The sequence below is a fragment of the Flavobacterium artemisiae genome, assembly GCF_042678225.1.
Classification (GTDB): Bacteria; Bacteroidota; Bacteroidia; order Flavobacteriales; family Flavobacteriaceae; genus Flavobacterium; species Flavobacterium artemisiae.
The window spans coordinates 493273-519241 of the sequence record NZ_JBHUDZ010000018.1 but is presented as its reverse complement, the minus strand read 5'-3'; the positions used below and the strand labels follow the sequence as shown (position 1 = coordinate 519241).

At 34.8% G+C, this 25969-nt stretch carries 22 protein-coding genes; 11 read left to right on the top strand and 11 right to left on the bottom strand.

Annotation, left to right across the window (positions count from 1 at the left end; all coding sequences use genetic code 11):
• Window positions 1-178: 178 nt before the first annotated feature.
• Together ACFSC2_RS22120 and ACFSC2_RS22115 are read right to left on the bottom strand one after the other, a co-directional pair.
• A complete protein-coding gene (locus ACFSC2_RS22120; RefSeq protein WP_379813272.1) occupies window positions 179-571 on the bottom strand; it encodes a response regulator in 393 nt (130 codons plus the stop codon).
• Window positions 572-637: 66 nt separating this feature from the next.
• Window positions 638-3898 carry a PAS domain S-box protein gene (locus ACFSC2_RS22115; RefSeq protein ID WP_379818712.1) on the bottom strand — a complete coding sequence of 1087 codons (3261 nt, stop codon included), beginning with the start codon at window positions 3896-3898 and terminating at the stop codon, window positions 638-640.
• Between the two features lie 706 nt (window positions 3899-4604).
• Between ACFSC2_RS22115 and ACFSC2_RS22110 the strand changes: the two genes are divergently transcribed.
• The 3 genes from ACFSC2_RS22110 to ACFSC2_RS22100 all read left to right on the top strand — a co-directional run bounded on the left by ACFSC2_RS22110 (window position 4605) and on the right by ACFSC2_RS22100 (window position 7282).
• The gene (locus tag ACFSC2_RS22110) at window positions 4605-5183 is read left to right on the top strand and encodes a Crp/Fnr family transcriptional regulator (protein ID WP_379813270.1); all 579 of its coding nucleotides are present in this window, start codon (window positions 4605-4607) and stop codon (window positions 5181-5183) included.
• Window positions 5184-5346: 163 nt separating this feature from the next.
• Window positions 5347-6204: an SDR family oxidoreductase gene (locus ACFSC2_RS22105; protein ID WP_379813269.1), complete on the top strand. Its 858-nt coding sequence runs from the start codon at window positions 5347-5349 to the stop codon at window positions 6202-6204.
• 70 nt (window positions 6205-6274) lie between these two features.
• Complete coding sequence (locus ACFSC2_RS22100) at window positions 6275-7282, top strand: VOC family protein (RefSeq protein WP_379813268.1); 1008 nt, start codon at window positions 6275-6277, stop codon at window positions 7280-7282.
• A gap of 216 nt (window positions 7283-7498) precedes the next feature.
• Here the strand turns inward: ACFSC2_RS22100 and ACFSC2_RS22095 are convergent, their stop codons facing one another.
• From ACFSC2_RS22095 to ACFSC2_RS22070, 6 genes are all read right to left on the bottom strand, one after another.
• Entirely contained in the window at window positions 7499-8713 is a 1215-nt protein-coding gene (locus ACFSC2_RS22095) for a hypothetical protein (RefSeq protein WP_379813267.1), read from the bottom strand.
• Between the two features lie 318 nt (window positions 8714-9031).
• The gene (locus ACFSC2_RS22090; RefSeq protein ID WP_379813266.1) at window positions 9032-9658 is read right to left on the bottom strand and encodes a DUF4625 domain-containing protein; all 627 of its coding nucleotides are present in this window, start codon (window positions 9656-9658) and stop codon (window positions 9032-9034) included.
• Between the two features lie 32 nt (window positions 9659-9690).
• On the bottom strand, window positions 9691-11880 hold the full coding sequence (locus ACFSC2_RS22085; RefSeq protein WP_379813265.1) for a TonB-dependent receptor: 2190 nt from the start codon (window positions 11878-11880) through the stop codon (window positions 9691-9693).
• 10 nt (window positions 11881-11890) lie between these two features.
• Window positions 11891-12361 carry a DUF4625 domain-containing protein gene (locus tag ACFSC2_RS22080; RefSeq protein WP_379813264.1) on the bottom strand — a complete coding sequence of 157 codons (471 nt, stop codon included), beginning with the start codon at window positions 12359-12361 and terminating at the stop codon, window positions 11891-11893.
• Between the two features lie 31 nt (window positions 12362-12392).
• On the bottom strand, window positions 12393-13352 hold the full coding sequence (locus ACFSC2_RS22075; protein ID WP_379813263.1) for a DUF4625 domain-containing protein: 960 nt from the start codon (window positions 13350-13352) through the stop codon (window positions 12393-12395).
• 383 nt (window positions 13353-13735) lie between these two features.
• Complete coding sequence (locus ACFSC2_RS22070) at window positions 13736-14080, bottom strand: LIM domain-containing protein (protein ID WP_379813262.1); 345 nt, start codon at window positions 14078-14080, stop codon at window positions 13736-13738.
• A 296-nt stretch (window positions 14081-14376) separates the two neighbouring features.
• Between ACFSC2_RS22070 and ACFSC2_RS22065 the strand changes: the two genes are divergently transcribed.
• Complete coding sequence (locus tag ACFSC2_RS22065) at window positions 14377-15075, top strand: DUF1826 domain-containing protein (protein ID WP_379813261.1); 699 nt, start codon at window positions 14377-14379, stop codon at window positions 15073-15075.
• A 13-nt stretch (window positions 15076-15088) separates the two neighbouring features.
• Here the strand turns inward: ACFSC2_RS22065 and ACFSC2_RS22060 are convergent, their stop codons facing one another.
• On the bottom strand, window positions 15089-15664 hold the full coding sequence (locus tag ACFSC2_RS22060) for a DUF417 family protein (RefSeq protein WP_379813260.1): 576 nt from the start codon (window positions 15662-15664) through the stop codon (window positions 15089-15091).
• Between the two features lie 202 nt (window positions 15665-15866).
• Here ACFSC2_RS22060 and ACFSC2_RS22055 point away from each other — a divergent pair, with 202 nt between their 5' ends.
• On the top strand, window positions 15867-16724 hold the full coding sequence (locus ACFSC2_RS22055) for a helix-turn-helix domain-containing protein (protein WP_379813259.1): 858 nt from the start codon (window positions 15867-15869) through the stop codon (window positions 16722-16724).
• Between the two features lie 97 nt (window positions 16725-16821).
• Here ACFSC2_RS22055 and ACFSC2_RS22050 read toward each other — a convergent pair whose 3' ends face one another.
• On the bottom strand, window positions 16822-17805 hold the full coding sequence (locus ACFSC2_RS22050; RefSeq protein WP_379813258.1) for a zinc-dependent alcohol dehydrogenase family protein: 984 nt from the start codon (window positions 17803-17805) through the stop codon (window positions 16822-16824).
• 98 nt (window positions 17806-17903) lie between these two features.
• On the opposite strand from ACFSC2_RS22050, the gene ACFSC2_RS22045 reads away from it, so the two are divergent.
• Together ACFSC2_RS22045 and ACFSC2_RS22040 are read left to right on the top strand one after the other, a co-directional pair.
• Window positions 17904-18743, top strand: a complete 840-nt coding sequence (locus tag ACFSC2_RS22045) for an AraC family transcriptional regulator (RefSeq protein WP_379813257.1) — start codon at window positions 17904-17906, stop codon at window positions 18741-18743.
• An 81-nt stretch (window positions 18744-18824) separates the two neighbouring features.
• On the top strand, window positions 18825-19775 hold the full coding sequence (locus ACFSC2_RS22040) for an aldo/keto reductase (RefSeq protein ID WP_379813256.1): 951 nt from the start codon (window positions 18825-18827) through the stop codon (window positions 19773-19775).
• 42 nt (window positions 19776-19817) lie between these two features.
• Here the strand turns inward: ACFSC2_RS22040 and ACFSC2_RS22035 are convergent, their stop codons facing one another.
• Entirely contained in the window at window positions 19818-20339 is a 522-nt protein-coding gene (locus tag ACFSC2_RS22035; protein WP_379813255.1) for a hypothetical protein, read from the bottom strand.
• Between the two features lie 357 nt (window positions 20340-20696).
• On the opposite strand from ACFSC2_RS22035, the gene ACFSC2_RS22030 reads away from it, so the two are divergent.
• The 4 genes from ACFSC2_RS22030 to ACFSC2_RS22015 all read left to right on the top strand — a co-directional run bounded on the left by ACFSC2_RS22030 (window position 20697) and on the right by ACFSC2_RS22015 (window position 25717).
• Window positions 20697-22214, top strand: coding sequence for a carbohydrate-binding domain-containing protein (locus ACFSC2_RS22030; protein ID WP_379813254.1), 1518 nt, complete (start codon window positions 20697-20699; stop codon window positions 22212-22214).
• Between the two features lie 256 nt (window positions 22215-22470).
• Window positions 22471-23898, top strand: coding sequence for an amino acid permease (locus tag ACFSC2_RS22025; protein ID WP_379813253.1), 1428 nt, complete (start codon window positions 22471-22473; stop codon window positions 23896-23898).
• A gap of 51 nt (window positions 23899-23949) precedes the next feature.
• Window positions 23950-24627 (top strand): hypothetical protein, encoded by a 678-nt coding sequence (locus ACFSC2_RS22020; protein ID WP_379813252.1) that lies wholly within the window; start codon window positions 23950-23952, stop codon window positions 24625-24627.
• A 451-nt stretch (window positions 24628-25078) separates the two neighbouring features.
• Window positions 25079-25717 (top strand): MEDS domain-containing protein, encoded by a 639-nt coding sequence (locus tag ACFSC2_RS22015; protein ID WP_379813251.1) that lies wholly within the window; start codon window positions 25079-25081, stop codon window positions 25715-25717.
• The last annotated feature ends 252 nt before the right edge of the window (window positions 25718-25969 follow it).

Sequence of the window (25969 nt, the reverse complement as noted above, 5' to 3'; positions counted from 1 at the left end):
TATCTGTCCATGTTCCGTTAGAAATCGATGGCAAAACTGTAGTAGAAGAGAGTAAGTTAAACTATAATAATATGACTTATAATAATTTGTAAGGAAAAAATAAGATACAGCAATACAATACTTTATCGAAAAAGCTACTATTGTAAAACCTGCAAAAAAAGATATTTATGAAAAAAACTTAAACTCCGAGAAAGTTTTCGATTGCCTGTTTTATATCGCGAGTTAGCAAAGCTATTGAATATTGTTTAGTCAAAAACATAGCCGCCTGATGTTGTGAAGCATATTGTTTATCGTGATCGCTGGATGAAGTAGAATAAATAATAACAGGAATTGCTGAAAAATCTTTATGTTCTTTGATTTTTTTTAAAAATGTTCTTCCGTCCATGATAGGCATATTAAGATCCAGAAAAATTAAATCAGGCTTTGGGAATGTGCCAGACAGCAGTTTTTCAAATGCATCTTGTCCGTTTACGGCTTCTTGATACATAATGCTAGAATCTAATGATGACAATGAATCAGCAAAAATTTCGCGGTCATCAGCATCATCATCTATCAAAAAAACAATTTTCATATGTGGTTAAAAAATGAATGTAAATATACATTATTTACCGAATATTTTTTGGTCGCGTTATTCTTTTTATTGCATTTGCGGTATTATGATTGTAAACACCGTTCCGACGCCTTCTGTAGAAAAAGCAGAGATAGTTCCGTTATGATTTTGAAGTATTTTTCGGCATAAAGCAAGTCCAATTCCTGTTCCTGCAAATTGATCATTACCGTGAAGTCTCTGAAAAATATTAAAAATTTGTTCAGAATACTGTTGTTCAAAACCAATACCATTGTCTGAAACTTGTATTTTCAGCAAGTTCCCTTCCGTATTAATTGCATATTCCTTTTTCTCCGATTCTGATATGATTTCACTTTTTACTTCAATTTGTGGAGCTCTGTCAGCACAGCTGTATTTTAAAGCATTCGAAATTAAATTTCCGAAAAGCTGTGACATCTGAAGCGGAATCGCCTCTAAAACGGGAAATTGATCTACTGTAATGATGGCATTTTTCTGTTCGATTGTAAGTTCAAAATCGTTTAATACATCTGTAATTACGGCATTAAGATCTACTTTTTCGAAGTTTTGAGAAAAGCTGTTCAGCCTTGAAAATTGTAAAACATCTTTTATCAGATTTTCCATTCTTCTGGATGAATTTGATATTTTCTCAATATACAATTTTGCCTTTTCTGGATTCTTTTCGAGACTGTTTTTCAGCATATCTGTAAACACACTGATTTTTCGAATGGGTTCCTGAAGGTCATGTGAAGCGATATAAGCAAACTGCGAAAGCTCGCGGTTATTGCTCTCAAGTTCTGCGTTCGCCGCCTGAAGTTCTGCGGTACTTTCTCTAACTTTAAATTTTAGTTCTTCCTGCAGTTCACGTTCTTTTGTAACATCCTGTGCCGTACCGCTCAACGCTTCTACGATACCATCTTTACCATAAATAATCTGCGCATTGGCATGAATAATTCGCACTTGGCCGGTTAACTTATTGGTAATAGGAAATTCGTAATCGTAAAAATAAGGAGAATTAGATTTAAGGGCTTCTTGCAGTGATGCTTCAACTTTCTGTCTGTTGGGTTCCGTTATTAGTTCTAATAATTCATCAGTAGGAGCAGTATGATCATTAATTCCAAGCCAGTGTTTAAATCGGTCAGAACAAGTGATCGTGTTACTAGATGCGTCAAGAGACCAAGTTGCAAGCTCCGCCAATTCAATAGCTCCCGCAAGCGCAGTCCTTGTTTCCTCTAGCTTTTTTGCTGCCATTACTTGTTCTGTTACATCTACAGCAATGTCCATAATACCGTAAATTTCACCATTGATATCACGGATAGGAGTATAGGTAAACTCAAAATAGTACGTTTTGAGTACGCCGTTCAATTTTAAGTCTGCGGGCATTGCATTGCCGTGGTAAGCGATTCCTGTGCGATAGATTTCTTGTAAAATGCTCAGAAAAGGCTGCCCTTTAAGTTCTGGAACGGCTTCTTCCATAGGAAGACCAATTACAGATCTGTCTTTTCCCCAATAGCCGATCATTATATCATTGGCGATTTCTATTTTCATATCATAGCCAGTAAAAAGACAGATTGCCACAGGGGACTGCTCAATCATAAGGCTGACTTTCTGCTGACTTTCTGAAAGTGCTTTTCTTCCGGTGATAATTTCATCCATATCCATACAGAAACCTGCATAGCCTGCATAATTTCCTTCGCTGTCATAAAATGGATCTCCTGCAGCTCTGCACCATATTATTTCACCTGTACTTTTTCTGCCGCGAAAAAGTACATCAAAATGAACTTTTCTGGCAATTGCAGCGGTATAAACATCTTTGGTGTTTTTACGGTCTTCCTCTATAATAGACGAAGTCCATTTTCCTGCTAAAAGTTCTTCATACGGAAGTCCTGTAAATTCAATAAGCGTTTTATTAAAATAAGTCAGCGTTCCTTCTTTGTTAGAAAGCCACAAACCAGTTGGAGAACTGTCGGTTACGTTTTGAAAAAGAGTATCTGCATCACGTTTGTTTTGTTCTATACGGGATTCAGCAAGAATCAAAGCATCCCGATTTCTTTCCTGCTCGCTGATATCTGCAACTGTTCCTGAAAAAGCTGTAGCTTTTCCTTGTTTGTCTAATATTCTCGCTGCCGAAATTGCAATTCTATGTATACTGCCGTCATCCCATACCACTCTTGGCGTATAAAAAAATGTACCGTTTTCTATTCCTTTCTGAATGGCTTCAGAACGGAGGTGTAAATCATCTGGATGTACGTGTTTTAAGAAGTCTTTTCTTTTTAAGTTGTGTTTGATAGTACCAGAAATCAACGTGCTGAATTCGGGAGAATATTCTATATTATTATCAGCAAAATCCACATTAAACAATCCCAATCCCATACTTTTAATGGTAAGATCGGTAAGCTGACGTGATTTTAGAAGTTCTTCTGTAGTTTTTCTATGGGCAGTAATATCCTGTAAAGTACCGTTGAAACGGTAAGCGGTTTTATTTTCATCAAACCAAGCCTTTCCTAATGCATGAACGATTCGCTGTTGTTTCGTAAGCGGATTTATAATGGTGTATTCGACATCGTATCTGCCGCCCGATTCGAAATTCATAGTATCTTTGATACTTTTTGTAATACGTTCTCTGTCGGCTTGCGCAATAACATTGGTTGCATTGGCAAGATCTATATCATCATCTGCCTGGAGACCAAACCAGCTTTTTAATCTATTATTGGCAGAAAAACGATTTGTTACTGGATTTAGATCAAAAGTTCCAAACTCTGCAGCATCAACAGCAAATTCTAGTTCTTCTTTGCTTTCTTTTATTTTTTGATTATAAAGTACTTTTTCAGTGGTTTCTGTGCATACCACCAAAACCCCTTTGATGATGCGCTGATCATCACGGATCGGACTGTAACTGAAAGTCCAATAAACATCTTCAAGTTTTCCATTGCGGTAAATAGGAAGCAGCAGATCATCATACCAAATACTTTCTCCCGTACTTAATACCTTATTGATAAGCGGATATATAAAATCCCAAATTTCCTGCCAGCAGTCTACCGCTTTTTGTCCCATAGCAGCGGGATGTTTTCCCTCTGCGCCAAAACTTGGACGATAAGCATCATTATAGAATTGAATTAAATCATCTCCCCACCATAAAAACATAGGAAATTTTGAAGAAAGAATTGTTGCAAGAGTGTTTTTAAGGTTTTCCGGCCACATTTCAGGACTTCCCAGTGGGTTTAAACTCCAGTCAATTTGTTGAATAATTTTTGCAGCTTTACCTCCATTTTGAAGAAAGTAGTAATCGGAAGTAGTATCAGTTAAATTCAAATTTGGGTTTTTAAGTAACATTTGGTATTAGATCTGGAGGTCTTGTAGTTTTGGTAAAAGTAAAGAAATAAAATTCATAAGTTTTCTTCAAACATATTTAATTAGGGAAAAGCTGTAATTCTCTTTTTATAACTAAAAGCAGTTTTATACTTTCATCTTCTTCTTTTCATTTCTTTCATTGATTTTGTCGCTAAAAATAGTTTTTTTGAAGTAAGGATGATTTACAGAATTCATTTAGAATTTTACTTAATTATCATTTGGAGGGCTGACGAAGTTTAACTAAGCATTGAAAAAGATTAATTCTTATCATGATAAGCATCTCATCCTATCATAATGATAATTTTTTGAATGGTAAATTATTTGATTTTTTTTTGAATGTTTTGATATTCAGTAGTTTGTTTTGTTTTTAGACGCTTTGGCACGTCATTTGTTTTTAAAGTAATATCAAAAACATTCTTAATCTTAAAAACATGAAAGCAAATAAAAATCGAAGCCGTGAAATAACAAAATCTTATCTCTCCAACAAATCGGTAAAGAATAAAGACAGAGTAATAAATTTAATGGTATTTTCCATAGTTTTCTTTATTACCATTTTACTGATTTCTCAAATAGTGTAGTTTTGAAAGCTTGGGCTAGAGAATTTGGATGACCTTTCAGCTGTTTGTGAAGTTTTGTTAGACTTTCAAAAATTTGTTCACTAGATGTATTTTGTATAATTTTACAGGCTATGTATGAAATATTCCAAAAGTATCTTGACGAAAAGACTGAACTAACGCAGCAAGAATCAGAGCGTATCCAATCTTTTGCTATTATTAAAAAACTACGTAAAAGACAATATTTACTTCAAGAAGGAGATGTCTGGAAATACGATGCTTTTATAACGCAGGGCTGTGTAAGAACTTATACGGTTGACGAAAAAGGAAGCGAACATGTGAACAGCTTTAGTATTGAGAACTGGTGGACAGGCGACCGCGAAAGTTTAATGATGCAGCAGCCGTCTCGTTTTAACATTGACGCTATTGAAGACACTGAACTTGTACTTTTTACTCACGAAAATTTTGAATTGCTGTGCAGAGAAATTCCAGCGTTTAATAATATGGTCAATACTATTTTACAAAGAAGTTTTATTGCCGCTCAAAACAGAATTCAGGCTTCGCTAACTTTAACAGCCGAAGAAAAGTATTTAAACTTTGTAAATAAATATCCGGGGTTTGCTTCTCGAATTCCGCAGACCATGATTGCCTCATACTTAGGCATGACGCCAGAAACACTAAGCCGTATACGGAAACAAACGGCAAAGAAATAATATAGAAAGGAGCTTTTAAAGCTCCTTTTTTTATGCCCGTTTCAAACTCTTGATCTAGATCAAGTTTTTACTTATTTCTAATCAATGTGCAGGTTTTGCATTCGTCGCAACTTTGTAATGTTCAAAAGAAACAAACATTATAAACATTTAAATATTAGAAATCATGTCAAAAACAATTTTCATTACAGGAACAAGTACAGGCTTTGGAAAATTAACAGCGGTAACTTTAGCAAATGCAGGTCATTCAGTTATTGCAGGAATGCGTAATACAAACGATAAAAATGCTGTTGCAGCAAAAGAACTAGGAGCAATAGAAAACATTGAAGTAGTTGATATCGACATTACGGATGATACTTCAGTTAAAACTGCTATCGAAAAAGTAATCAACAAATACGGAAAAATTGATGTTCTTATCAATAATGCAGCAGTAAGCGGTTTTGGTCTGCTTGAAGGTTATTCTGTAGATCAGGTTCGTAAAATGTTCGATGTCAACGTTTACAGTGTTCTTCGTATGTATCAAGCGGTGCTTCCTTCAATGAGAAAAGAAAGAAACGGACTTGTAATTAATATTACAACCGGAGCCAGCGGACACACACTTCCTTTCATGGTGCCTTACATTGCTTCAAAACTTGTGGTAGAAAGCTTTACGGAAGGATTACAAGATGAATTAGCAGATTACGGAATTGAAAACGTAAGCATTCAGCCGGGAGTTTATCCAACAGAAATGAATAATGGTTCTAAAGCTGGAATTCACGCTGATAAAACGGAGATTATCGAAGAATACGGAACAGCGGCAACCGACAAATTTAACGCATTAGGTACCGCTTTATTTGGTAAAATGGCGCAGTTCGAAATGAATCCACAAACCATTGCAGATGGTATTTTAGAATTGGTAAATATGAAAAAAGGAGAGAGACCGCTTCGTTTTCCGCTAGATGCAATCGCTCAGGGAACTGATAAAGAATTTATAGAAGCTCGTGCCAATATTAAAGCAAAATGGGTAGCAGCTTACACTAATTAATTTTCTTTTTAAACAATATCAATATCAATATCAATATCAATATCAATAACAATATCAATAAATTTTAATCATGAAAACAACTCATAAAAAATCAAATAAAAAAGTACAAACTTCAGCGGCTGCAATGCTTAATTTACTAATACTCTTTTCTGCATCAGAAAAGACAGCCGCGCAAAATAATCCAGGAATTGTTGGAATCGATCACGTCGGAATCAATGTGCCGGATCTCAATAAAGCGGTTACATTTTTTAACGATGTACTTGGTTTTACGCCTGTAACCCAGTTAGGACCAATTCCGCTTGACGCCGACTGGAAAAAATTAAATCATATTAATCCAAATACCGGTGCTGTTACTATAAAAATGATAAATGCAGGAAACGGAGCCAGCATTGAAGTTTTTGAATATGCAGACAACAAAGGAAGTTTAAATCACCCGAATACTGACGATATTGGAGCTTCACATATTGCCTTTTATGTAAATGATATTAATGCTTCGGTGCAATATTTAAAAAGTAAAGGCGTAAAAATACTAGGAGAGCCTTTTACAATGCCATCAGGAGATACTGCTGGAGAAACTTGGGTTTATTTTGAAACGCCTTGGGGCTCTAAAATGGAATTGGTTTCGTATCCAAACGGAAAAGGATATGAAAAAGCCAATCCAAAAACAATATTATGGTCTCCAAAAAATGAAGTAGTGAAAAAAGTTTCGGCTGATGATTTTGATTCTAAAAAGAATACAGCAATAGTAGAAAACCATCTTAAAATATGGAACGAAAAAGACGAAACAAAACGTAAAGCTTTATTAAAACAAGTTTATGCTTCTGATGTAGAAATGGTTGATCGTCATTTTATTGCTGAAGGAATTGAGGATATCAGTAAGTTCATTGTAGAACTTCAGACCAAAAATCGTGAATTTAAATTTTCTGCCAAATCAGTAGAAACCAATCATAATATAGTTCGATTGTATTGGCAGTTTGGTTCAAAAGAAAAACCAGCTGTAGTAAGCGGTATGGATTTGTTTGTAATTGAAAACGGAAAAGTGCAAAAATTGTATGTTTTTGTAGATGAAAAAAAATAATTTGATTTGAATTAAAGTTAGAAACTATCTCAAAAAAAGCCCTAATCAAAATAAGATTAGGGCTTTTGCATGGTGAGCATCATTCGAACTTAAACTAGAAAATCTTGAGAAATAAAACGAAATAATCTAGTGACTGCTTTTTAATGTATTCATTTTTGTAACAAGGAAATAATTATTTTCAGCAGCAATTTAAGTCGTAGTTATGCTCGTCCATTTTTAGTGACTTTCGCTATTTTCAAGTCCAAGAATTGTGATCATGTAAGGCGTGTTCGAAACTTTAATTTTATTTACAATTGCCCCTTTTTCAAAACTAAATTGTAATAACTCTCCAGTTGAAGGAGAAGTAATGTAAGCAAATCTTTGTGTCAGCTGTATTTGTGGTTTTAATGTTGCATCACTTGCTGTTTCTGCAATAACTTTTGCTTCTTTTTCTGCTAAAAGACTGCTTAAATCATAAAGTTTAAAATCACCAGAGTGCAGCAAAACTCCCAGTTTTTTATGATTGTAGCTCACTTTGCACTGCATAATTGTGGTGTTTTGGATAATAGGTTTTATTGTTCCGTTTACTACATCAATTAAATATGCACCTTTAGCCGCTGTAAAACCAACAAATTTTCCATTGTAATCGGTTTCTAAAATAGTTCCAAACCAAGCTGTTCCAAAATCTTCTGGAAAAGCAATCAGCTTTTGTTTTCCGTTGTTTTCTACCACCAAAACACCGCTTGCAGAACCAAAAACAGCATACGTTCCGTCAGAAGCATTTCCGTGAATCCCTTTTGTAGCAAGAGTCGGCTCAAATAAAGTTTTACCAGTATTGTCGATAATTTTTACTTTCTCAGGAAGCGTTCCTGTTACCGAATTGTCTTTTACCGTAATCGCATACGTTCCGTTTCCAAAAGTGGCCATTGCTCCGTGATGTGCCAAAAGCCCGGCATTGATGGTTTTAAATTTAGCTCCGGCAGTATTTACTTCAGATTCTTTTGCCACAGATAAAGTTCCGTCGCCGTCATTAAAAGTCAGGATTTCTCCAATTTTACTTTTAAAGTGCGTTGGAAGAAGTGACTGACCAATTAAAGCACCAAACTGCGGTACCCCGTCAACATCAACGTGATCGCCGTGGCTTTCAAATCCGCTGTCAAAAGTTTCAACAGTATTGTCAAGTCTGTGTACAATTCCGGCATATCTTCCTGATTCAGTTGTGTAAAGAGAAGATTTAGCAAACTTAGCAGTAAAGAACGATGATGTGGCATCTACAGGATTTACAAGTGTAAGCTGTGTTGTTTTTTCATCAGAAAGTAAAATTCTCAAATACTTAAATTCGGTCAGCGCTTCATCTGGAGTTTCTACAGTATTGTCGTCATCATTGCTGCAGGAAACAGCAATAAGCGAAAAAGCAGCTAAGAAGATCAGTTTGAAATAATTTTTAGTCATTTTTAAAATGTATTTAGGGTTAATATTTAAATGATTTTAGGTTTAAAAGTTGAGCGTAACAGCTATCGATTTATAGGTGCTTACGTTATAAGAAGTGTTTTTGTAAAGTACGACCCAATTGTACTGGCCGGATTCCCAGGCTTTTTCGGCAGTTATCGCGTTTCCTTCGTTATCTTTTTCCGCTCCAATTACAATGCTTTCACCTCCGTAGACATCGTTTATTTTTTGCAGGGTTGTAATTTTTGAAGCTGCTCCAAGATCTTTATGTTCTACTTTAGAAATAATAATAACTTTTTTAAGATCAAGATTATCAATGCTTTAAGGATGATAATTGAGACTTTTTTTGATTAAAACAGAATATAAAATGCCGTTGCCCATAATCTGGCTGATTTGCGCATGAGCCGTTAATTTGTCATTCTTTTTGAAGATTAACTGAGGCTCAACCCAAGTTTCCATATAATAAATCAGATCATCATTTCGAGACAGCATATCACGCCCAATTATCGGATCAACAGGCATATTCGCAGGATCTGTTATCGTAATGGTTTCTTTAATTTCAAGCACAGATCCGTTTTCATCTGTTACAATAAATAGAAAATCAAATTTGCCTTCGGCGGCATCAGCAGGAATCGTAAAGTGTTTGTGAACATTCGTATTTTTTGTTCCATTGTATTGGGGCCAGGTAAACTCTAATTTCCAGTCTTTTGCGTAGGTTTCGCCGATTTTAGGAAGTATTTTTAATGCTACGTTTGCAATTTTATCGCCAGCGGTTACGTCGGCATTAAAATGAAAATCGCGTCCAATTAAAGCTTGTTTATTATTGGCTGTTCCAATTTCAATATTTTCGGCTTTCGGTTTTGCGGCTTCATTAGTATCATCACTGTCGCAGGCAGTAAAGAGGGAAGCTGTCATTAAAAATAAAAGAATTGATTTTACTTTTTTCATGAGTTTTGGGTATTAAAATTTGTTTGTAATTTTTAGGGATGAATCAAAAAGGGAACTTTTACAGAAAGAATAATATTTCTGCCCATTTCCGGAAGTTCAATAAGTCTGTAAAAGCTCGTATGATTTAAATATCTCGTGTTGAATACATTTTGAATTTGCAGTGAAAGAATAAAATCCTGTTTTGCGGTTTGCAATTTTGTACCCAGGCCCAGATTAAAAACCTGACTGGAAGCGGTTGTTTTTTCTGGCGGCACAATCTGGTTTTGCTGTGCGGTAAAACGATAATCGAGTGAAAAATAAGTTTCTTTTAAATACTTAATTTCAGGAGTATAGTTAATACCAAACAAAACGGAAGCAGGAGGCGAGAAGGGAAGTGTATACCCTTTTTTACTGCCCGAAATTTGTTCTGAATAAAGATATTCGGCCAGCATTTCACCGCTCAGATTTTTCAGAAACTGATATTTTGCCTGCAATTCGCCTCCATAACGAATTACTTCGCTCTGTTGATATTCAAAAACCTGATTTCCTGCGCCATAATAAATATCATGCTGTGAAGTTGGATTTAAATAAATGAAATTGGGGAAATAATTAAAAAACGGACTTACCTGAATGGACCATTTATTTTCCTGCCAATCGATTCCTAAATCGAGCTGATAAGAACGTTCTGCATCCAAATTTGGGTTTCCTTTTTCAAAACGGAAATAGTGATAATTCACACCATTTGAAGCCAGTTCTTTAGCAATAGGCATTCTAAAACTTGTTCCGGCATTGGCTTTGAAAGATACTTTTCCGGGATTGTAGTTTACACCTGCAGACCACGTAAAACTGTTGAATGTTTTGGTTAAATCTTCAGATCGTTTTAAATATTCCTGCACAGTTTGTCCGTTTTGAGAAACCTCACTTTCAAACCAGTCGGTGTATTGTTTCATTTCGATTTTACCGAAATCCAAACGAACCGCTCCGTGAAGCATCCACAAATCATTCAGCTGTATTTTATCATAAGCAAATAAACCGCTGTTAAACTGATTAAAAGCAGGAATTAAAAAACTCCATCCGTTGATTTGATTTTGCTGTTGTTCGGCATTTAAACCAAAATTAATTTGATGTTTTCCTGCTGAAAATTCATCTTTAATTGAAACCGAAACTACTTCCTTATCATATTGTCTTTCCAAATCCTGTGGTGCGTACATATCCGCAGGATAAATCGGCGGCATATAGCCGTGATTGACATAATGGCTCCATTCTTGTCTAAAGTTTTTTTGAAAACCTAACTGCGTCTGAAATTTATGATTTGCGATTTCAAACGAAGTGGTATTGCTTATTTTAGTGTGCGTAACTTCCTGAAAAGGCATCAAAATATCACGGCTTGATTTGTCGTGAAGTTCAAGATCTACGTTACGAGGTTCGAGTCCGTGCGCATTGGCAAAAAAGCCGCTTTTGCTGTAAATGTTACTGAAATAAAACGCTGATTTAAACTTTTCTCCAATAAATCCCGCGCTCGCATGCCAGTCCAGTTCGCGTCCTGCTGTATTGCGCAGACGATTTTTATACAAAGGCACAGCGTAATTATAAACATGCACAACATCTGCAGGGACGCGGTAATCTCCATAATCCATTGAAGTAATTCGGGTATCGAAAAACCAGTTTCCATTTCTTCCAAATAAATTCAATGAACTTCCCACTTGTTCGTTATTACTTTTGGCTGTAAAATCGATGTTGCCGCCAAATGTATTTTTCTTCGGAAATGGCACAGGCTTAATGTTTACGGCACCTCCAATAGCATCTGAACCATACATAAATGACGAAGGTCCTTTTATAATTTCTACACGATTAACCGCATATTGATCAATTTCAAGACCATGATCGGCGCCCCATTGCTGCCCTTCGTGTTTAATACCGTTTTCGACCACAATAACCTGATTAAAACCAAGCCCGCGGATTAATGGTTTTGAGCCGCCAGAACCAATAGAAATAGTTTTTACCCCCGGAATTCGCTGTAAAGACTGCATAAGACTCCCGCCCAGATTTCGCTGAATAAAACTGCTGTTTACGGTTTCTACATTTAGCGATGCTTCTTTTTGGGCACGTTTTTCAGACTGATCGGTAACGATAACTTCTTCGAGTTCTTTTACTTCTGTATTGTTCTGAGCATGTACTTTCGTTAAAAAGACGAATCCAAAAAACAGGAAAATCAAGATGCTGTTTGATTTATTTTCAATCATTAAAAACAGATTATAAAATTTTAATACTTATACCTTTAAGGGTCTGCCAGCCTTCTTTATCTGTCAAGCGAATCATAAAATGATAATCGCCGGGATCAACATCTTCCGGAATCGATATTTCCTGCACAGCTTCGTAGTTTTTTAAACCATCTGGAATGGTAACCGAATTAATATACAGCATCGGTTTTACAGGTTTTTTTATCGGATCTGTTTCGCAGTCAGATACTTCGGTGCTGTGAGTGTGATGATCGAAATTGTGATGAATATCAAGACTATACGATCCTAAAGCCGCATTATCGCTGAATGAAGCGCGAAAAGTAAATTTTTGTCCGCGTGTAACTTGGCTGCATTGAATAGGGAATGCATTAGTATTATAAATAATTACCGGATATTCTTTGTCAACTGTGTCATTATCACTGCTGCAGGCTGTAAACAAAGCGCTTAATACTAAAAAGAAAAGTGTAGATTTTAAAGGTTTCATATAATTTAAATTGTTTAATGAAATTCTTGTTTTATAAAGAAATTGGAATGTTAATAGACTGAGACCAGTTGATGTTGTAAGTAGTGTTCTTGTACACAGCTAAAAACAGATAATCGCCAGATGTCCAAGCTCTTGTTCCTGTTATGTCTTGCGGTGTTGGCAGATTATTATCTTTTACGGCGCCAATGTTCAGTAAAGGCATATCACGTACAACATTAAAATTGGCGTCGGCAATGGTATTAGAAAAAGTGCCTGTTTCGGCTATGTCTTTGTGTTCAACAACATCATAAACAATTACTTTGCTAAAATCAATCTGGTCAATGCTTTCAGGAATGTGTTTTGCATTTTTATGGATTAACAGCAAATACATTTTTCCGTTTCCTTTAACACCAGAAAGCGACACTTGCGATAAGAATTTATCTGCCGTTGTAAAGCTGCTTCCTTCTTGAGAATATTTTCCTTTTCGGTAGAAAAAATTATCGTTTTTAAATACATTAAATATTACAGCTGTCGGATTTACAGGCAGATTTTCAGTGGTATAAATGTTTAGGTTTTTCTTTACTTCTAGTTTTGTACCGTTTTGATCGTTTACAGTTATGATAAATTCATATTTGCCTTCTGCAGCATCGGCTGGAATATCGAAATGTTTGTGTACAATGGTATTTTTGGCTCCTGCATACTGTGTCCAGTTTATTTCGTGCGACCAGACTTTTGAGTACGTTTCAGTACTTATTTGCACAATTTTTATTTGTATGTTTTCTATTTTGTCTCCAGCTGTTACTTCGGCATTGAAATGGAAATCTTTGCCAATAACGCCAATTTCATTGTTGCCTAATCCGAGTTCAATTTTATCGATTGTAGGTATTAATAATTCAGCTGCTCCGTGATTATCGTCATTGCTGCATGAACTGAATGTTAAAATGCTTAGAAATAAAACACTGATGTGTTTTAACGCTTTGATTTTTTGAGATTTGGTCTTTACTCGTTTCATATATTTATTTTGAAATTACGTAGAAGATACTTTGCCGGAGAATTTTAGAATAGGGCATAACAACGACCTCTCAGACGCTTTTGCGCTAAGTCAAATTCTTTTAAATAGCTCGTTTAGAGATTGTACAAAGTATGTTTGTGGGAAATAGGAAATCGTCATTTCAAAACAAAACAGCAGCAAAAAAGCATTTGAAGTTGATTTGATGGAATTGTTGACATTACAGCTATTGAGCCGTATTTCGTTAACTTAAAGCTATAAATAGAAGAGTGATAAACTTCTTTTGCAGAATGTAAACTACGATGCAATTAGTGCATAGAAAACAGTTCTCTAATTTTTAGAGTTTAAGTAAACACGAAATGAGAAATTTTTGAAATGACTATTTCTTAAATTCTGGGAGGTGCACGAAGTGCGAATAATGAACCTTTAAAATAGCTGGAATAGCTTTTTGAATAAAAAACAACAAACGAAGTGATGAAGCTGTTTTTATAAAACTCAAAAGGTGAAAAAGCAAATGTGGTAATTGGGCTGAATTTAAAATGACAGATAGCACATTCTTCATGATGCTTGTGTATTTTAAATTCGGTTTTTGCTGTATGAGACAGCTCGGTTTTTTTAGAATTTGAATTGTGGCTGTGGATATGATTATACGAATGAATCGCCGGAAATAGTATTGCAAACAATACTATCAGCGGAAGCAGAATATTAATAAATTTTAATTTCTTTTTCATTCAAATGAATCTGCACTTTATTAATGCCACAGAGTTGCAAATATAGAATTCTTATTCTTAAATGCAACACTGTTTCACTAAAAATATCGGATTTTGTAAAAAAAAGTTGATGTATCTGTTAATTTTGATTTGAGAATCAATTATTTGAATGTGTTTTTATTCACATAAAATAATTTACAAACTCTTGATCTTTAAAAAAAGGATAGATCAAAATCCGTAAGTTTACAGCACTAAAAATGTCCTGAATGACTACTATTACCTATTTTTGCAGGTGAATAATCTCTTAAAATCTAAGTATGAATAACACATTTTCTTCCAGCAGTCAAATTGGTTTGGTATCGACTTTTTCAGAACTTGTGCAAACCGATTTTAAAGGAGAAATAAATGCACTCTGCTGGCATAGAAATTTGGATGGCGATTTTAAGGAAATTGTATCCAAATTATCTCTAAAAGAAAATATTACAGAAGTTTATCCCGAAGATTTAATCGCGCTCGAACTCTCAGAAAAAGGTAATACAGCAAGAGAAATAATCTTAAATGATTTACAATTATTAATGGATTTTGGAGCTTCGCCTTCTCTTAATTTGCTGAAATGTTATGAGCGTGATGATGAATTTGATTTCATATCCACCGATGTTTATTCGTTTCATGTTGATCGTTCGCCTATTTTGACAGACACTTTTTTATGTACCTATCATGGAGCGGCAAGTGAAATTGTTGCTAATTCCCAGGCAGACCAGAAAATTTTAGTTCCAGAAATTCGAGCCAAACTAAGAGAACTGCATGATGGTCCAGAAGAAGAATTTGAAAATTTCCTAGAGGAGAATTTTTTTGATCTGCATTACCTAATACATGATAATGCAGAAATAATTAATTTAGGGCAAATGCATTTGTGGCGTCTGGCTGTAGATCATCCCGAACAGCAAGTACTTCCATGTATTCATAGAGCTCCTGTTGAAAATGATGGAGAATATCGGCTTTTATTGATTTGTTAAATAATGTTTTGAGTTAATTCTGTTTTGTTTTTAAACGTGAAAGATAAATTTGAGCTGATTCACTCATCGTTATAATGGCGCCTCCAAGAATCACAATATCTTTGAGAACCAAACGACCGCGACCAGATAAATAAGGAAATCCCCATTGTGAATCTCCAAGATTTGGCACCCAGCTTTCAGGAGTAGTGACCAAAAAAGAAAGTGTTCCCAAAGTCATAATAAAAATCAGCAGACTGGCGATCATACTTGATAATGGCGCTATTTTATAAAGCGCAAGAAAAACACCTAATACGATTAGAAAAATACCCAATCCGTTCGAAAAGCCGTAAGTATTATTGCTTTCATGCCATTGATGATTTTCAGGGATTAATTCGCCTTCCTTATTTACGTGTGTTTTGTATTCATCGGGATGTTCGTAAAAGAAAGACATAAACGGACTGTTGGCTACAAATGGCACAATTCCATCGGCTTCGTAAGTAAAGAATTTCAAAGTTCCTATCCAGACAAAAACGATTACTATTCCGTATCGAATAACTTTTTTTCCAAGCTGATCAAGGCTGGCAATCTGGTGTAAAATTGTATTTTTCATTTTGTTTTTATTTAGTATTAATGATTTACTTAGCAAAGGTATTGTGCTTGAAACAGGCAATGAATGGACAAAAAATGATAAGGCTTGGATAAATGTGACAATGATTTTTGTTGTAATTTTATCCTGTTGTTTTTAAAGATCGAAGCTTTTCAAATGATAACATTTAAAGAGAAATCCTTTAATAATTACAAAACCTTAAACATTGAAAAAACTAATTTCACCAGACAATGATGATCTGATCAGCATAAAAAAAGAAAAGGATTGTAACTTTACAGAGCCTCAGTGTTTTTCAAATTACAGTGTTATTTTTATACCAAAAGGGAAAGGACATTATCATGCCGATTTTGGCGTATTTGAATTTGAAGGTCCTACTATTTTGTTTTCGACACCTTTACAGCATATTTATTTGGTTTCTGATGATCATATTCCTTTTGTAATGCTTCAGTTTCACGGAGATTTTTATTGTATTGAATATCATAAAGAACAGGTGAGTTGTAATGGCTTGTTGTTCAATAATATTTACATTGAGCCATCAATTGTTTTAAATGAATCTGAAGCCAAAATGTTTCTGCTTTTACTCGATGATATGGAAAATGAGCTCATGAAAGACAATCCGGATGACGTAGTATTGATTTCGTATCTTCAATTGTTTCTGGCTAAATCGAGCGGCATCAAAAATAAATCAATCGAAAATGATAAGAGATTAAACAAAAGAGACGAACAAATGGAAACGTTTATGCGCCTGCTTGATGAAAATTACTTGAAATTACACAAACCTAATGATTATGCAGGTTTGCTAGCTATGACTCCAAATAATTTTAGTAAAAGATGTATTCGTTATTTTAAAAAATCACCATCGGCACTTATTCAGGAACGCATTATTCTGGAAGCCAAAAAGAAATTACATCTCACAAGAATGAGTATCAAGGAAATTGCTTATTCACTAAATTTTGAAGACGAATATTATTTCAGCCGTTTTTTTAAAAAGGTCACAACTATTTCTCCTCAATTTTATCGCGAAAGAACCGGTATTTCAATCGTGGCAGATCTGAGTAATTAATTGTTTTTTAATTTACGATCAAAATTCTAAAGTGATTAAAATAAAAAATCTTGCAAATCATTGATCTGCAAGATTTAGTGTAGAAGTTTAGTTTTTGTTATTCAATAGTAATCACAACTTTTCCTTTTGCTGTTCCGTTTGTTATAGCGTTATAGGCTTCTTCGATAGTTTCAAACGTATAATTTTTAGCATCAACAATTGGTATAACTTTTCCCGCTTCTACTAATTGCGTTGCTTCTTTTAAAATCTGACCATGTTCTTTTCTGTTTTTCCCCGAGATAAGAGGATATAAGGTGAAAACTCCCGAATAAGTGGCACCGCGAAAAGAAAGAGGAGCCAGACTGTGATTTCCCCATCCAAGAATGCTTATTACGTGACCTTTATATTGTTTTGCAGCTTTGAATGAGTTATCTAAAGCAGCGCCTCCAACAGTGTCATAAATAATATCAAAACCTTCTCCATTAGTATGTTCCAAAATATAATCATCTGGAGTCGAAATTGTATAGTCAATAGGAGTTGCACCATATTTTTTGATTAATTCTATATGTGCAGGAGAAACCGCAGCGAAAACATTTGCACCTTTTGCAATGGCAATTTGGGAAGCAATATGACCAACTCCGCCGGCACCGCCTTGTATTAATACATTATGCCCCGCATTTACGTTTGCTCTGTCGATAAGTCCTTCCCAAGCAGTGATAAAAATAAGCGGAAGAGCAGCAGCTTCTTTGAAACTAAGATTTTTTGGTTTTAAAGCCAGCAAATCTGCATCAACTGCTGCATATTCTGCCAGAGAACCTTGAACACCGCCAACGCCTCCGGTCATTCCGTAAACTTCGTCACCGATTTTAAAATTGGCAACACCTTCACCAACAGCTTCCACAATTCCAGCCAAATCGATACCCGGAATCGCCGGTAGACTTACTTGTGCATGTGCCGCCTGACCTTCTTTTATTTTTAAATCCAACGGATTAATACCGCTGGCTTTAATTTTAACTAAAACTTCTCCTTTTTCAATAGATGGTTTTTTGATATCGCTTAATGTATATTTTTCTCCAAAATTTTCTAATACTAATGCTTTCATTTGTTTCTTTTTTTATTGTTAATTATTACATCGCAAAGTTCCGTCAGCCAATTTTTTGTGAGTTGTATAAATCCATGTTTTTTGTGTAATTTTAGGCTATGGTAAAAGATCATTTATGGATGCCTTTTGAGCTGGTTCTCAAAGAAATGCTGGATGTTTGTCCGAGAGGACTTCACGCTCATACCTTTTTTGAGCTGGTGTATATAGTGCAGGGAACAGGGAAACAGCATATAAACGAATTAGAATTGAATTATAAACCAGGCGATCTTTTTCTGGTGGCGCCAAACGATCAGCATATTTTTCATATTGAAAAACCGACTCAGTTTTTCTTCATTCGATTTAATAATATTTTTGTGAAGTCGAATGAAAAAGAACTCGAACTCTTCAATCGCCTTGAAATGATCCTGAAAAATGTTGGACATGAACCAGGCAATATTATTAAAAACAAGAATGATGCAAAATCAATAAAGAGTTTAATGGATATTCTCATTCAAGAACAGCTGAATCACGATTTTTATGAGAAAGAATTATCAATTCAACTGGTTAACAGTATTCTAATTATTATAGCTAGAAATGTTTATCAAGTATATCCCGAGCAGATTAGTGAAACGACAGATCAGAAAACCATTCATATTCTGCAATATATTCAATCTAATATTTACGTTCCCGAAAAACTAAGGATCGAGTGTATCGGACAGGAGTTTGGCATATCTTCAACGTATTTGGGCAGTTATTTTAAAAAACATGCTGCTATAAGTCTGCAGCAATATATTTTAAATTATAAATTAAAATTGATCGAAGACCGTCTGCTTCACAGTGATATGCGTATTTCTGAAATAGCCGATGCTTTCGGATTTACGGATAAAAGCCATCTGAATCATATTTTTAAAAAGTATAAAGGCATTACGCCTTCTGAATTTAGAAATGATACTAATTAAAAATGATCTTGCGAGAATGATAATTTAGTATATTTCGTAACCAAAATTGATTACCTAATTATCTGACCAAAAACCAAAAAAATGAATTCTCAAAATCCAAAAAACGAAATAAATAGACGCAAGTTTTTGCAAAATACTGTAAAATTTGCAGCTGCGGGAATGTACCTTGGCATCTTTGGAATGCCTGAATTATTTGGAAATGTTTTAATAGAAAATGATGCAGTAAACATTCCGGACATTAAGCTGAATAACGGTCTAAAAATGCCAATGCTCGGATTTGGAACGTACGGGCTTTCGGGCGAAGTATGCCAGCGATCTGTTGCCGATGCAATAGCGGCGGGCTATAGACTTATTGATACCGCAAAAATATATGGAAATGAAGAAGCAGTAGGTAGCGCAATAAAACAAAGCGGTATTGATAGAAAACAGCTTTTTGTTACTTCAAAATTATGGGTTGACGATGCTGGGTACGAAAATGCCAAAAAAGGATTTGAAGAAACGTTGAGAAAACTAGGACTTGACTATCTTGATTTATACTTGATACACCGCCCAAGAGGCGATGTAAAAGGATCGTGGAAGGCAATGGAAGAACTTTACAAAGCAGGAAAAATCAAGGCTATCGGAATAAGTAATTTCGATCCAGAGCAGTTGAAAGATCTTTTGTCTTATGCTAAGATAAAACCTGTTATAAATCAAATTGAAACTCATGCTTATTTTCAACAGGGAAATGATTTTAAAGTATTAAAAAATCATAATATCCAGATGGAAGCGTGGGCGCCTTTTGCTGAAGGTCGTAATGGTCTTTTTACAAATGAGGTATTGACTCAAATTGCTAAAAAGCACGGAAAGACTGTTGCTCAGGTAAATCTTAGATGGCACTTTCAGCGTGGTATCGTTGCCATTCCAAGATCATCTCAAAAGGCACATATTTTAGAAAATCTAAATATCTTCAATTTTACCCTCGATCCGACTGAAATGAAAGCTATTGAAAAGCTTGATTTAAACCGAACTCAATTTCCAGAATGGAGTTAAATTATAGGATTAGAAAGTTCAGATTAAATTAAAAGAAAGCTCTTACTCTAAACCATTTGCAGTATTGAATTTTTCAGTTGCTGTATGGAGGAGCGCTTCCTTTTTATATACTGTGGTGTAGAGCAATTTTTTCTGTTTTGCAAGTGCAATGAGGTTATCGTTTGCCTTCTTGCTTTCATCATTTTTAAGCGTTGCAAGAAGTTCTTGCTGGGCTATTTCTTTGCGGTCGAATATATGTAATTCTTTCAAGGCTTGATAATACGCAATACTCGCCATTTTAAGCGGTTCAGCTTCAGGAATATCTTTTGTTGAAAGCTTCTTGATATCATCTATTAAATGATCAAACTCCGTGGCTTGTTGATCTACAGCAGCTAAGGCGCCTTTGTAGTTATCCTCTGTTAGGTATTTCAGTTTTTTTTCGCCAGAACCCTCTTTTCCAAGAATAATATCAAACGCTTTACGCTCCGATTGTGCAAGTGACTTTTTAAAATCTATTGCCTTTTTTGGCTCACAGGAACTCATTAGTATAAGTAGAAAAAACGAAAGTAAAATACTGAATTTCATGATTGTGGCTTTTAAAAATGTACTAACAAGATAGCGAAAATTATTCCTTTAAAAAAGCCTTACTCTCAAAATCATCAGAATAAAAAATAAAACTTTAGGTAAAAAGTTTCAGAATAAGATTTTATCGAATCAGGAAATATTACTAAAGATGGACACTATTCAAAACAAAATTTTAAATAACCGTTCGTAGAGTAAATCATTTCTTTCACGACAAAATAAGGCGTGCTGGTCTAGTTTATTTTTCGGATTTTCAAAATATACATAGTATTGCAGTTATAATTGTATTTGTTTATTCTCTGTTTATTAGTTAGTTATGGTTAAAATACAGAGATAGAGCTTTTCTAAACACCCAATAGTATGAAAACAAAAAGATATTTTTATTCCTGCCTGCTTTTAGGCCTTGTGATGATTTCATGTTCAAAGGACAATGATAGTGATGATGACGAAACGGTCGTTACATCTGATGTCGTAACAATCAGCGCAGCGACGGCAAAAGGAACAGCAGAAGGATCGGCAGAGACTGGAGCGAATGCAGATGATATACTGGCCAATTCAACTTTTTCTTCTACAGTTAAAATCACATTTAACGGAACAACCGCGACAGTCGAAAATGCTGTAACCGGCGTAACTGTTGCCATTTCTGGATCAGATGTTATCGTAACTTCTACTGTTGCCGAAGTTGCGTATGAAATAACGGGTTCAACCACAGACGGAATGCTCAAAATTTACAGTGATAAAAAATATAAACTAACGCTGAACGGAGTATCGATTAAAAACAACGATGGACCTGCCATTAATATTCAGTCAGGTAAACGCGCTTTTATTGTACTAAGCGGTACAAACACTTTAGAAGATGGTGCCACTTATGCAACATCTACAGAAGACCAAAAAGGAACTTTTTTTAGTGAAGGACAGCTTATTTTGTCAGGTACGGGGTCTCTGAATATTACGGCAAACAATAAACACGGTATAGCAGCAGACGATTATGTTCGTGTACAAAGCGGTACAATTACGATTACCAAAGCGGTTTCAGACGGTATTCATACCAATGATGGTGTTTATATCGATGGCGGTACGCTGAACATCAATGCATCGAGCGACGGCATCGAAGCAGAAGAAGGACCAATCGTAATCAACGCGGGAACAATTACAATTACTGCCGCAGATGACGGGATAACAGCGTCATACGATACTGATACTACAATAGACCCGTACTTGGTGATCAATGGCGGAACGATTACTATTACCACAACAGGTACAGGAGGAGAAGGAATAGAGAGTAAAAGCACGCTGACCATAAATGACGGAACTATTAATATTAAAGCTGTAGATGACGGAATAAATGCAGGCAAAGCAATTTATATTAATGGCGGTACAATTGTCTCCTACAGTACGACAAATGATGGAATCGATTCTAACGGAACACTTACTGTAACTGGTGGAAAAACCTTTGCGATAGGAGCTAAGAGTCCAGAAGAAGGTTTTGATTGTGACAGCAATACTTTCAAAATTACGGGTGGATTGTTAGTTGGAGCAGGAGGAGCAACCAGTTCGCCGACTGCAAGCGTATCTACTCAAGCTTCTGCTATTTTGGGAAGTGGAAATGCGGGAACTATATACAGTGTATTAGATCCTGATAACGCAGAGGTAATGACTTTTAAATCACCTGCAAGTTTTACAACTTTGCTATTATCGGGCAGTAAATTCAGTTCGGGTAAAACCTATAAACTGGTTACAGTTTCTAGTGTAGCCAATGCAACAGAATTTAACGGATTGTACTTAGGAGGAACGTTTAGCGATCCGGTATTATCGTCCAGTTTTACATTGACCTCTATGGTGACTAAAATAGGAGGAAGCACCGGCGGAGGAAGGTAATAAAACAACAGATGTAATGAAGTGAATAAATTTTTGATATAGGCAAACAAGTCCATGCCTTTTCGGGTGTGGACTTGTTTGTTTTACCAATGTCTGGTAGATTCCAGAAAAGAAATAGGCGCATTACTTTTAAAACTTGAATTTTTATACGTGATTCTGACAGATGCACTAAAACAAGCTTTGTACGATTCCTTTTTTAACTTATCTTCGCTTTTTATACATTTCCAAATACATTTAACTCCTAAAAACCTAATCTGTGGAAAAAAATCAAGATGCTGCAGCAGAGAATCAGCTTAAACGCGGACTTACTAACCGACACATTCAGTTAATTGCCTTAGGCGGTTCTATAGGAACAGGACTTTTCCTTGGCATTGGTCCAGCGGCTGTATTAGCAGGGCCTTCTGTAATTTTAGGATATGCAATTGCCGGAATTATTGCTTTTTTTATAATGAGACAATTGGGCGAAATGGTGGTCGAAGAACCTGTCTCAGGAAGTTTCAGCTATTTTGCTTATAAATATTGCGGTTCGTTTGCGGGTTTTGCCTCAGGTTGGAATTATTGGATTTTGTATATCCTCGTGAGCATGGCAGAACTTACCGCCATTGGAGTGTATGTACAGTTTTGGTGGCCCGAAATTCCGCTTTGGACATCCAGTTTATTTTTCTTCCTGGTTATTAATGCTTTGAATTTTGCCTCTGTAAAAGTGTACGGAGAAACCGAATTTTGGTTTTCGATTATAAAAGTGGTTGCTATTATTGCCATGATTCTTTTTGGAACTTATTTGTTATTAAGCGGAACAGGAGGAGAGCATGCGACGATTCATAACTTGTATAACGATGGAGGATTTTTTCCAAAAGGTTTCTTTGAGAAAACGGCAAATGGAAATTTCCAAGGTTTATTGTCTGCAATGGCTTTGATTATGTTTTCTTTTGGCGGTTTAGAACTAATTGGAATTACCGCTGCAGAAGCCGAAAATCCAGAAAAAAACATTCCAAAAGCAACCAATCAGGTTATTTATAGAATCCTTATATTTTATGTGGGAGCGTTGGTTATTTTATTTGCTTTATCACCGTGGAGACAAATTACGACAGACAGCAGTCCGTTTGTAATGGTTTTTCAAAACTTAAACGGAATGGAGTTTACGTTATTTGGACAGAAAATCTTTTTTACAAAGCTTATTGCCAATGTGCTTAATTTAATTGTATTAACTGCCGCTTTATCGGTTTATAACAGTAGTGTTTACAGTAACTCACGTATGTTATTTGGTTTAGCAGATCAAGGCAGTGCGCCTAGTTTTTTGAAGAAGCTCAACAAACATTCGGTACCAGTTAATGCTATTTTAATTTCGTCCTGTTTTGCTGCGATCTGTATTTTAATAAACAAAATAATGCCCGAAGAAGCTTTTGGTATTTTAATGTCTTTAGTAGTTTCTTGCTTGGTTATAAACTGGGTTATGATTTCGTATACCCATCTGCAATTTAGACGTGCAAAAGACAGAGAAAACACAAAAACAAAATTTGCTTCTATATTTTATCCCGTAAGCAATTACATTTGTTTTGCCTTTTTATTGGGTATTTTAGCTATTATGTGGATGACGAATACGGAGTTATCTGTAGAATTAATTCCGGTTTGGCTAGTGATTCTTTTTGTGTTTTATAAGGTTTTTAAAACTAAAAATAAATAGGTTTTCCTAAATTATTCGTGCACCCCAATTAAAATTTAATTAAATAAAAAAATGAAGCAAAGAAATATCTTTCTAGTTGTATGTATAACTGTACTTTTTAATTTTAGCTATTCGCAAAACCCTGAAAAGAAAAAACTAGGTGTGCTTTTTAATATTAATGGCCCATACAGAATAACCAGACAAGTAATGTCTAATACGGTTGAAGTTTCAACCGTAGACAAAAATGATATGTTTAAAGGTGCTTATAAATTTTTAGAAACTGGAAAAGGAAACCCGATTGAAAGAATAATGAATGCCTATTTAAAAAATTTAGCTCCATTAAATGTTGAAATTATTCAAATAAAAGATACAGTTAGTAAAGCAAGTAACCCAATTTTTGTTTGGACAAAACGCGATTATGTAATCGACGATTTAAAAAAAATAAAAGTGAAATATAATTTGGACTATTTACTTATTGTTGATGGGTATTTTGGAATAGAATTTGAAAAAGCGGGAGCTTTCAATGGAGATAAAAGAACAAATATATTTTTGAATAATGATTTTATAAATTTAGAAACGAATGAAGGAGTTTCAGATTTTAATGTTGGGAATATTAGCAATGTAAAAAAGAAAAATATACTTAGTCCTCCAAATTTTCCCAATTTTGATGAAAGCATGAATAATCTTTTAAATGATAAATTGTTACCTGAAATAGAACGTAAAATTAAAAAAAGAATAGTTATACTTTAAAAGAGCGTAGAGAACAATTATTTTTGTGTTTTATAAGGTTTTTAAACTAAAGAATAATCGCTTTAATATATGGAAGATTTAGTTACTTTTATTTTAGCTTTATCCGCCTTGATTTTTGGATTGTATGTTTTTATTAATCCCGCAAAATTTCAAAAAAGAGAATTAAAAAGACTTGAATTTTATAAGTTTTTATTAAACTTTAAATGGACTAGTTCTTATTATAATAACTTATTAGAAAGAAGAGGTTCTGAAGAATATCAAAAACAACTAAAATACACTTCATTGGTGTTCATCTTTTTTTCTATAGTATTATTTACAATTTTATTGTTGAAATTTACCTGAACTTTTTGTTATCAGCGATAGATTTTTGGCAGGATATAAGCAGGGTAATTATATCGCAAGTTTTGACAGATAAAGCATATTGCCGAAATTAATTGTGTACATTTGATTTATGAACACACAAACATCTTTTAACGTATGCGGAGAATCATTATCAGCTCCAATGCACATTTGCGGATTTTTCGATTCTAAAGAACAACAATATGAGGTAATCGTTGCTTATATTTTGGAAGGTTTGCAAGCAAATGACAAAGTCATTAACATCCTTGAAGTAAACCGTCATGGTGAACATTGCCGATGTTTGGCTGAGAATGGAATATCTATTGCTGAAAAACTAGCGAGTGGTCAACTAGAAGTATTGGCTTCTGAAAATACTTACGTAAAAGATGGCAAATTTGCTGCTGAAAGAATGTATCAAATGCTTGAACAGAATTTATTATCAGCATCAAGAGCCGGTTATGAAAGCGTAAGAGCTTGCGGCGATATGGTTTGGGCTCTTAAAAATCTACCAGGAACCGATGAACTTTTAGAATACGAAGCCAGCCTAAATCTACTCACTCCAAAACACGCTGTATCACTCATTTGTATGTATGATGTAAATAGTTTCAGTTCTAATACACTTTCAGATATATTGCTTACTCATCCTTATGTCATCAAAGATGGAAAAATCAGTAAGAATACAAAATATGTAGAACCTTCATCATTGATTTCAAATTTTTCGGATTTTTCATCCAGTCCACTTAAATTCTAATTCTTAGCTCGTTTCTCCTGCTTTCCGAAGAGTTTTTGTAGAATTATTTATTAATTCGTTTTTCAAACTTTTCGAATCTATTGGTAATGCATTTAAATTTGTCTTGCAAAAATGTAGATAATCTGCAACGATTGCGCGGAAATTTTTTCCGTGCCCGTTCCTATATAAAGCTGAATTTTCTTTTTAAATCTGTTTAGAAATACTTTGCGGGTACAGATTAACAAATCTACGCGATCGGATAAAGAAATTTAT

Bases quoted from the DNA above. Each gene is read 5' to 3' on its own strand.
- ACFSC2_RS22120 (WP_379813272.1), bottom strand. From the start codon at position 571: ATGAAAATTGTTTTTTTGATAGATGATGATGCTGATGACCGCGAAATT.
- ACFSC2_RS22115 (WP_379818712.1), bottom strand. From the start codon at position 3,898: ATGTTACTTAAAAACCCAAATTTGAATTTAACTGATACTACTTCCGAT.
- ACFSC2_RS22110 (WP_379813270.1), top strand. From the start codon at position 4,605: ATGTATGAAATATTCCAAAAGTATCTTGACGAAAAGACTGAACTAACG.
- ACFSC2_RS22105 (WP_379813269.1), top strand. From the start codon at position 5,347: ATGTCAAAAACAATTTTCATTACAGGAACAAGTACAGGCTTTGGAAAA.
- ACFSC2_RS22100 (WP_379813268.1), top strand. From the start codon at position 6,275: ATGAAAACAACTCATAAAAAATCAAATAAAAAAGTACAAACTTCAGCG.
- ACFSC2_RS22095 (WP_379813267.1), bottom strand. From the start codon at position 8,713: ATGACTAAAAATTATTTCAAACTGATCTTCTTAGCTGCTTTTTCGCTT.
- ACFSC2_RS22090 (WP_379813266.1), bottom strand. From the start codon at position 9,658: ATGAAAAAAGTAAAATCAATTCTTTTATTTTTAATGACAGCTTCCCTC.
- ACFSC2_RS22085 (WP_379813265.1), bottom strand. From the start codon at position 11,880: ATGATTGAAAATAAATCAAACAGCATCTTGATTTTCCTGTTTTTTGGA.
- ACFSC2_RS22080 (WP_379813264.1), bottom strand. From the start codon at position 12,361: ATGAAACCTTTAAAATCTACACTTTTCTTTTTAGTATTAAGCGCTTTG.
- ACFSC2_RS22075 (WP_379813263.1), bottom strand. From the start codon at position 13,352: ATGAAACGAGTAAAGACCAAATCTCAAAAAATCAAAGCGTTAAAACAC.
- ACFSC2_RS22070 (WP_379813262.1), bottom strand. From the start codon at position 14,080: ATGAAAAAGAAATTAAAATTTATTAATATTCTGCTTCCGCTGATAGTA.
- ACFSC2_RS22065 (WP_379813261.1), top strand. From the start codon at position 14,377: ATGAATAACACATTTTCTTCCAGCAGTCAAATTGGTTTGGTATCGACT.
- ACFSC2_RS22060 (WP_379813260.1), bottom strand. From the start codon at position 15,664: ATGAAAAATACAATTTTACACCAGATTGCCAGCCTTGATCAGCTTGGA.
- ACFSC2_RS22050 (WP_379813258.1), bottom strand. From the start codon at position 17,805: ATGAAAGCATTAGTATTAGAAAATTTTGGAGAAAAATATACATTAAGC.
- ACFSC2_RS22045 (WP_379813257.1), top strand. From the start codon at position 17,904: ATGGTAAAAGATCATTTATGGATGCCTTTTGAGCTGGTTCTCAAAGAA.
- ACFSC2_RS22040 (WP_379813256.1), top strand. From the start codon at position 18,825: ATGAATTCTCAAAATCCAAAAAACGAAATAAATAGACGCAAGTTTTTG.
- ACFSC2_RS22035 (WP_379813255.1), bottom strand. From the start codon at position 20,339: ATGAAATTCAGTATTTTACTTTCGTTTTTTCTACTTATACTAATGAGT.
- ACFSC2_RS22030 (WP_379813254.1), top strand. From the start codon at position 20,697: ATGAAAACAAAAAGATATTTTTATTCCTGCCTGCTTTTAGGCCTTGTG.
- ACFSC2_RS22020 (WP_379813252.1), top strand. From the start codon at position 23,950: ATGAAGCAAAGAAATATCTTTCTAGTTGTATGTATAACTGTACTTTTT.
- ACFSC2_RS22015 (WP_379813251.1), top strand. From the start codon at position 25,079: ATGAACACACAAACATCTTTTAACGTATGCGGAGAATCATTATCAGCT.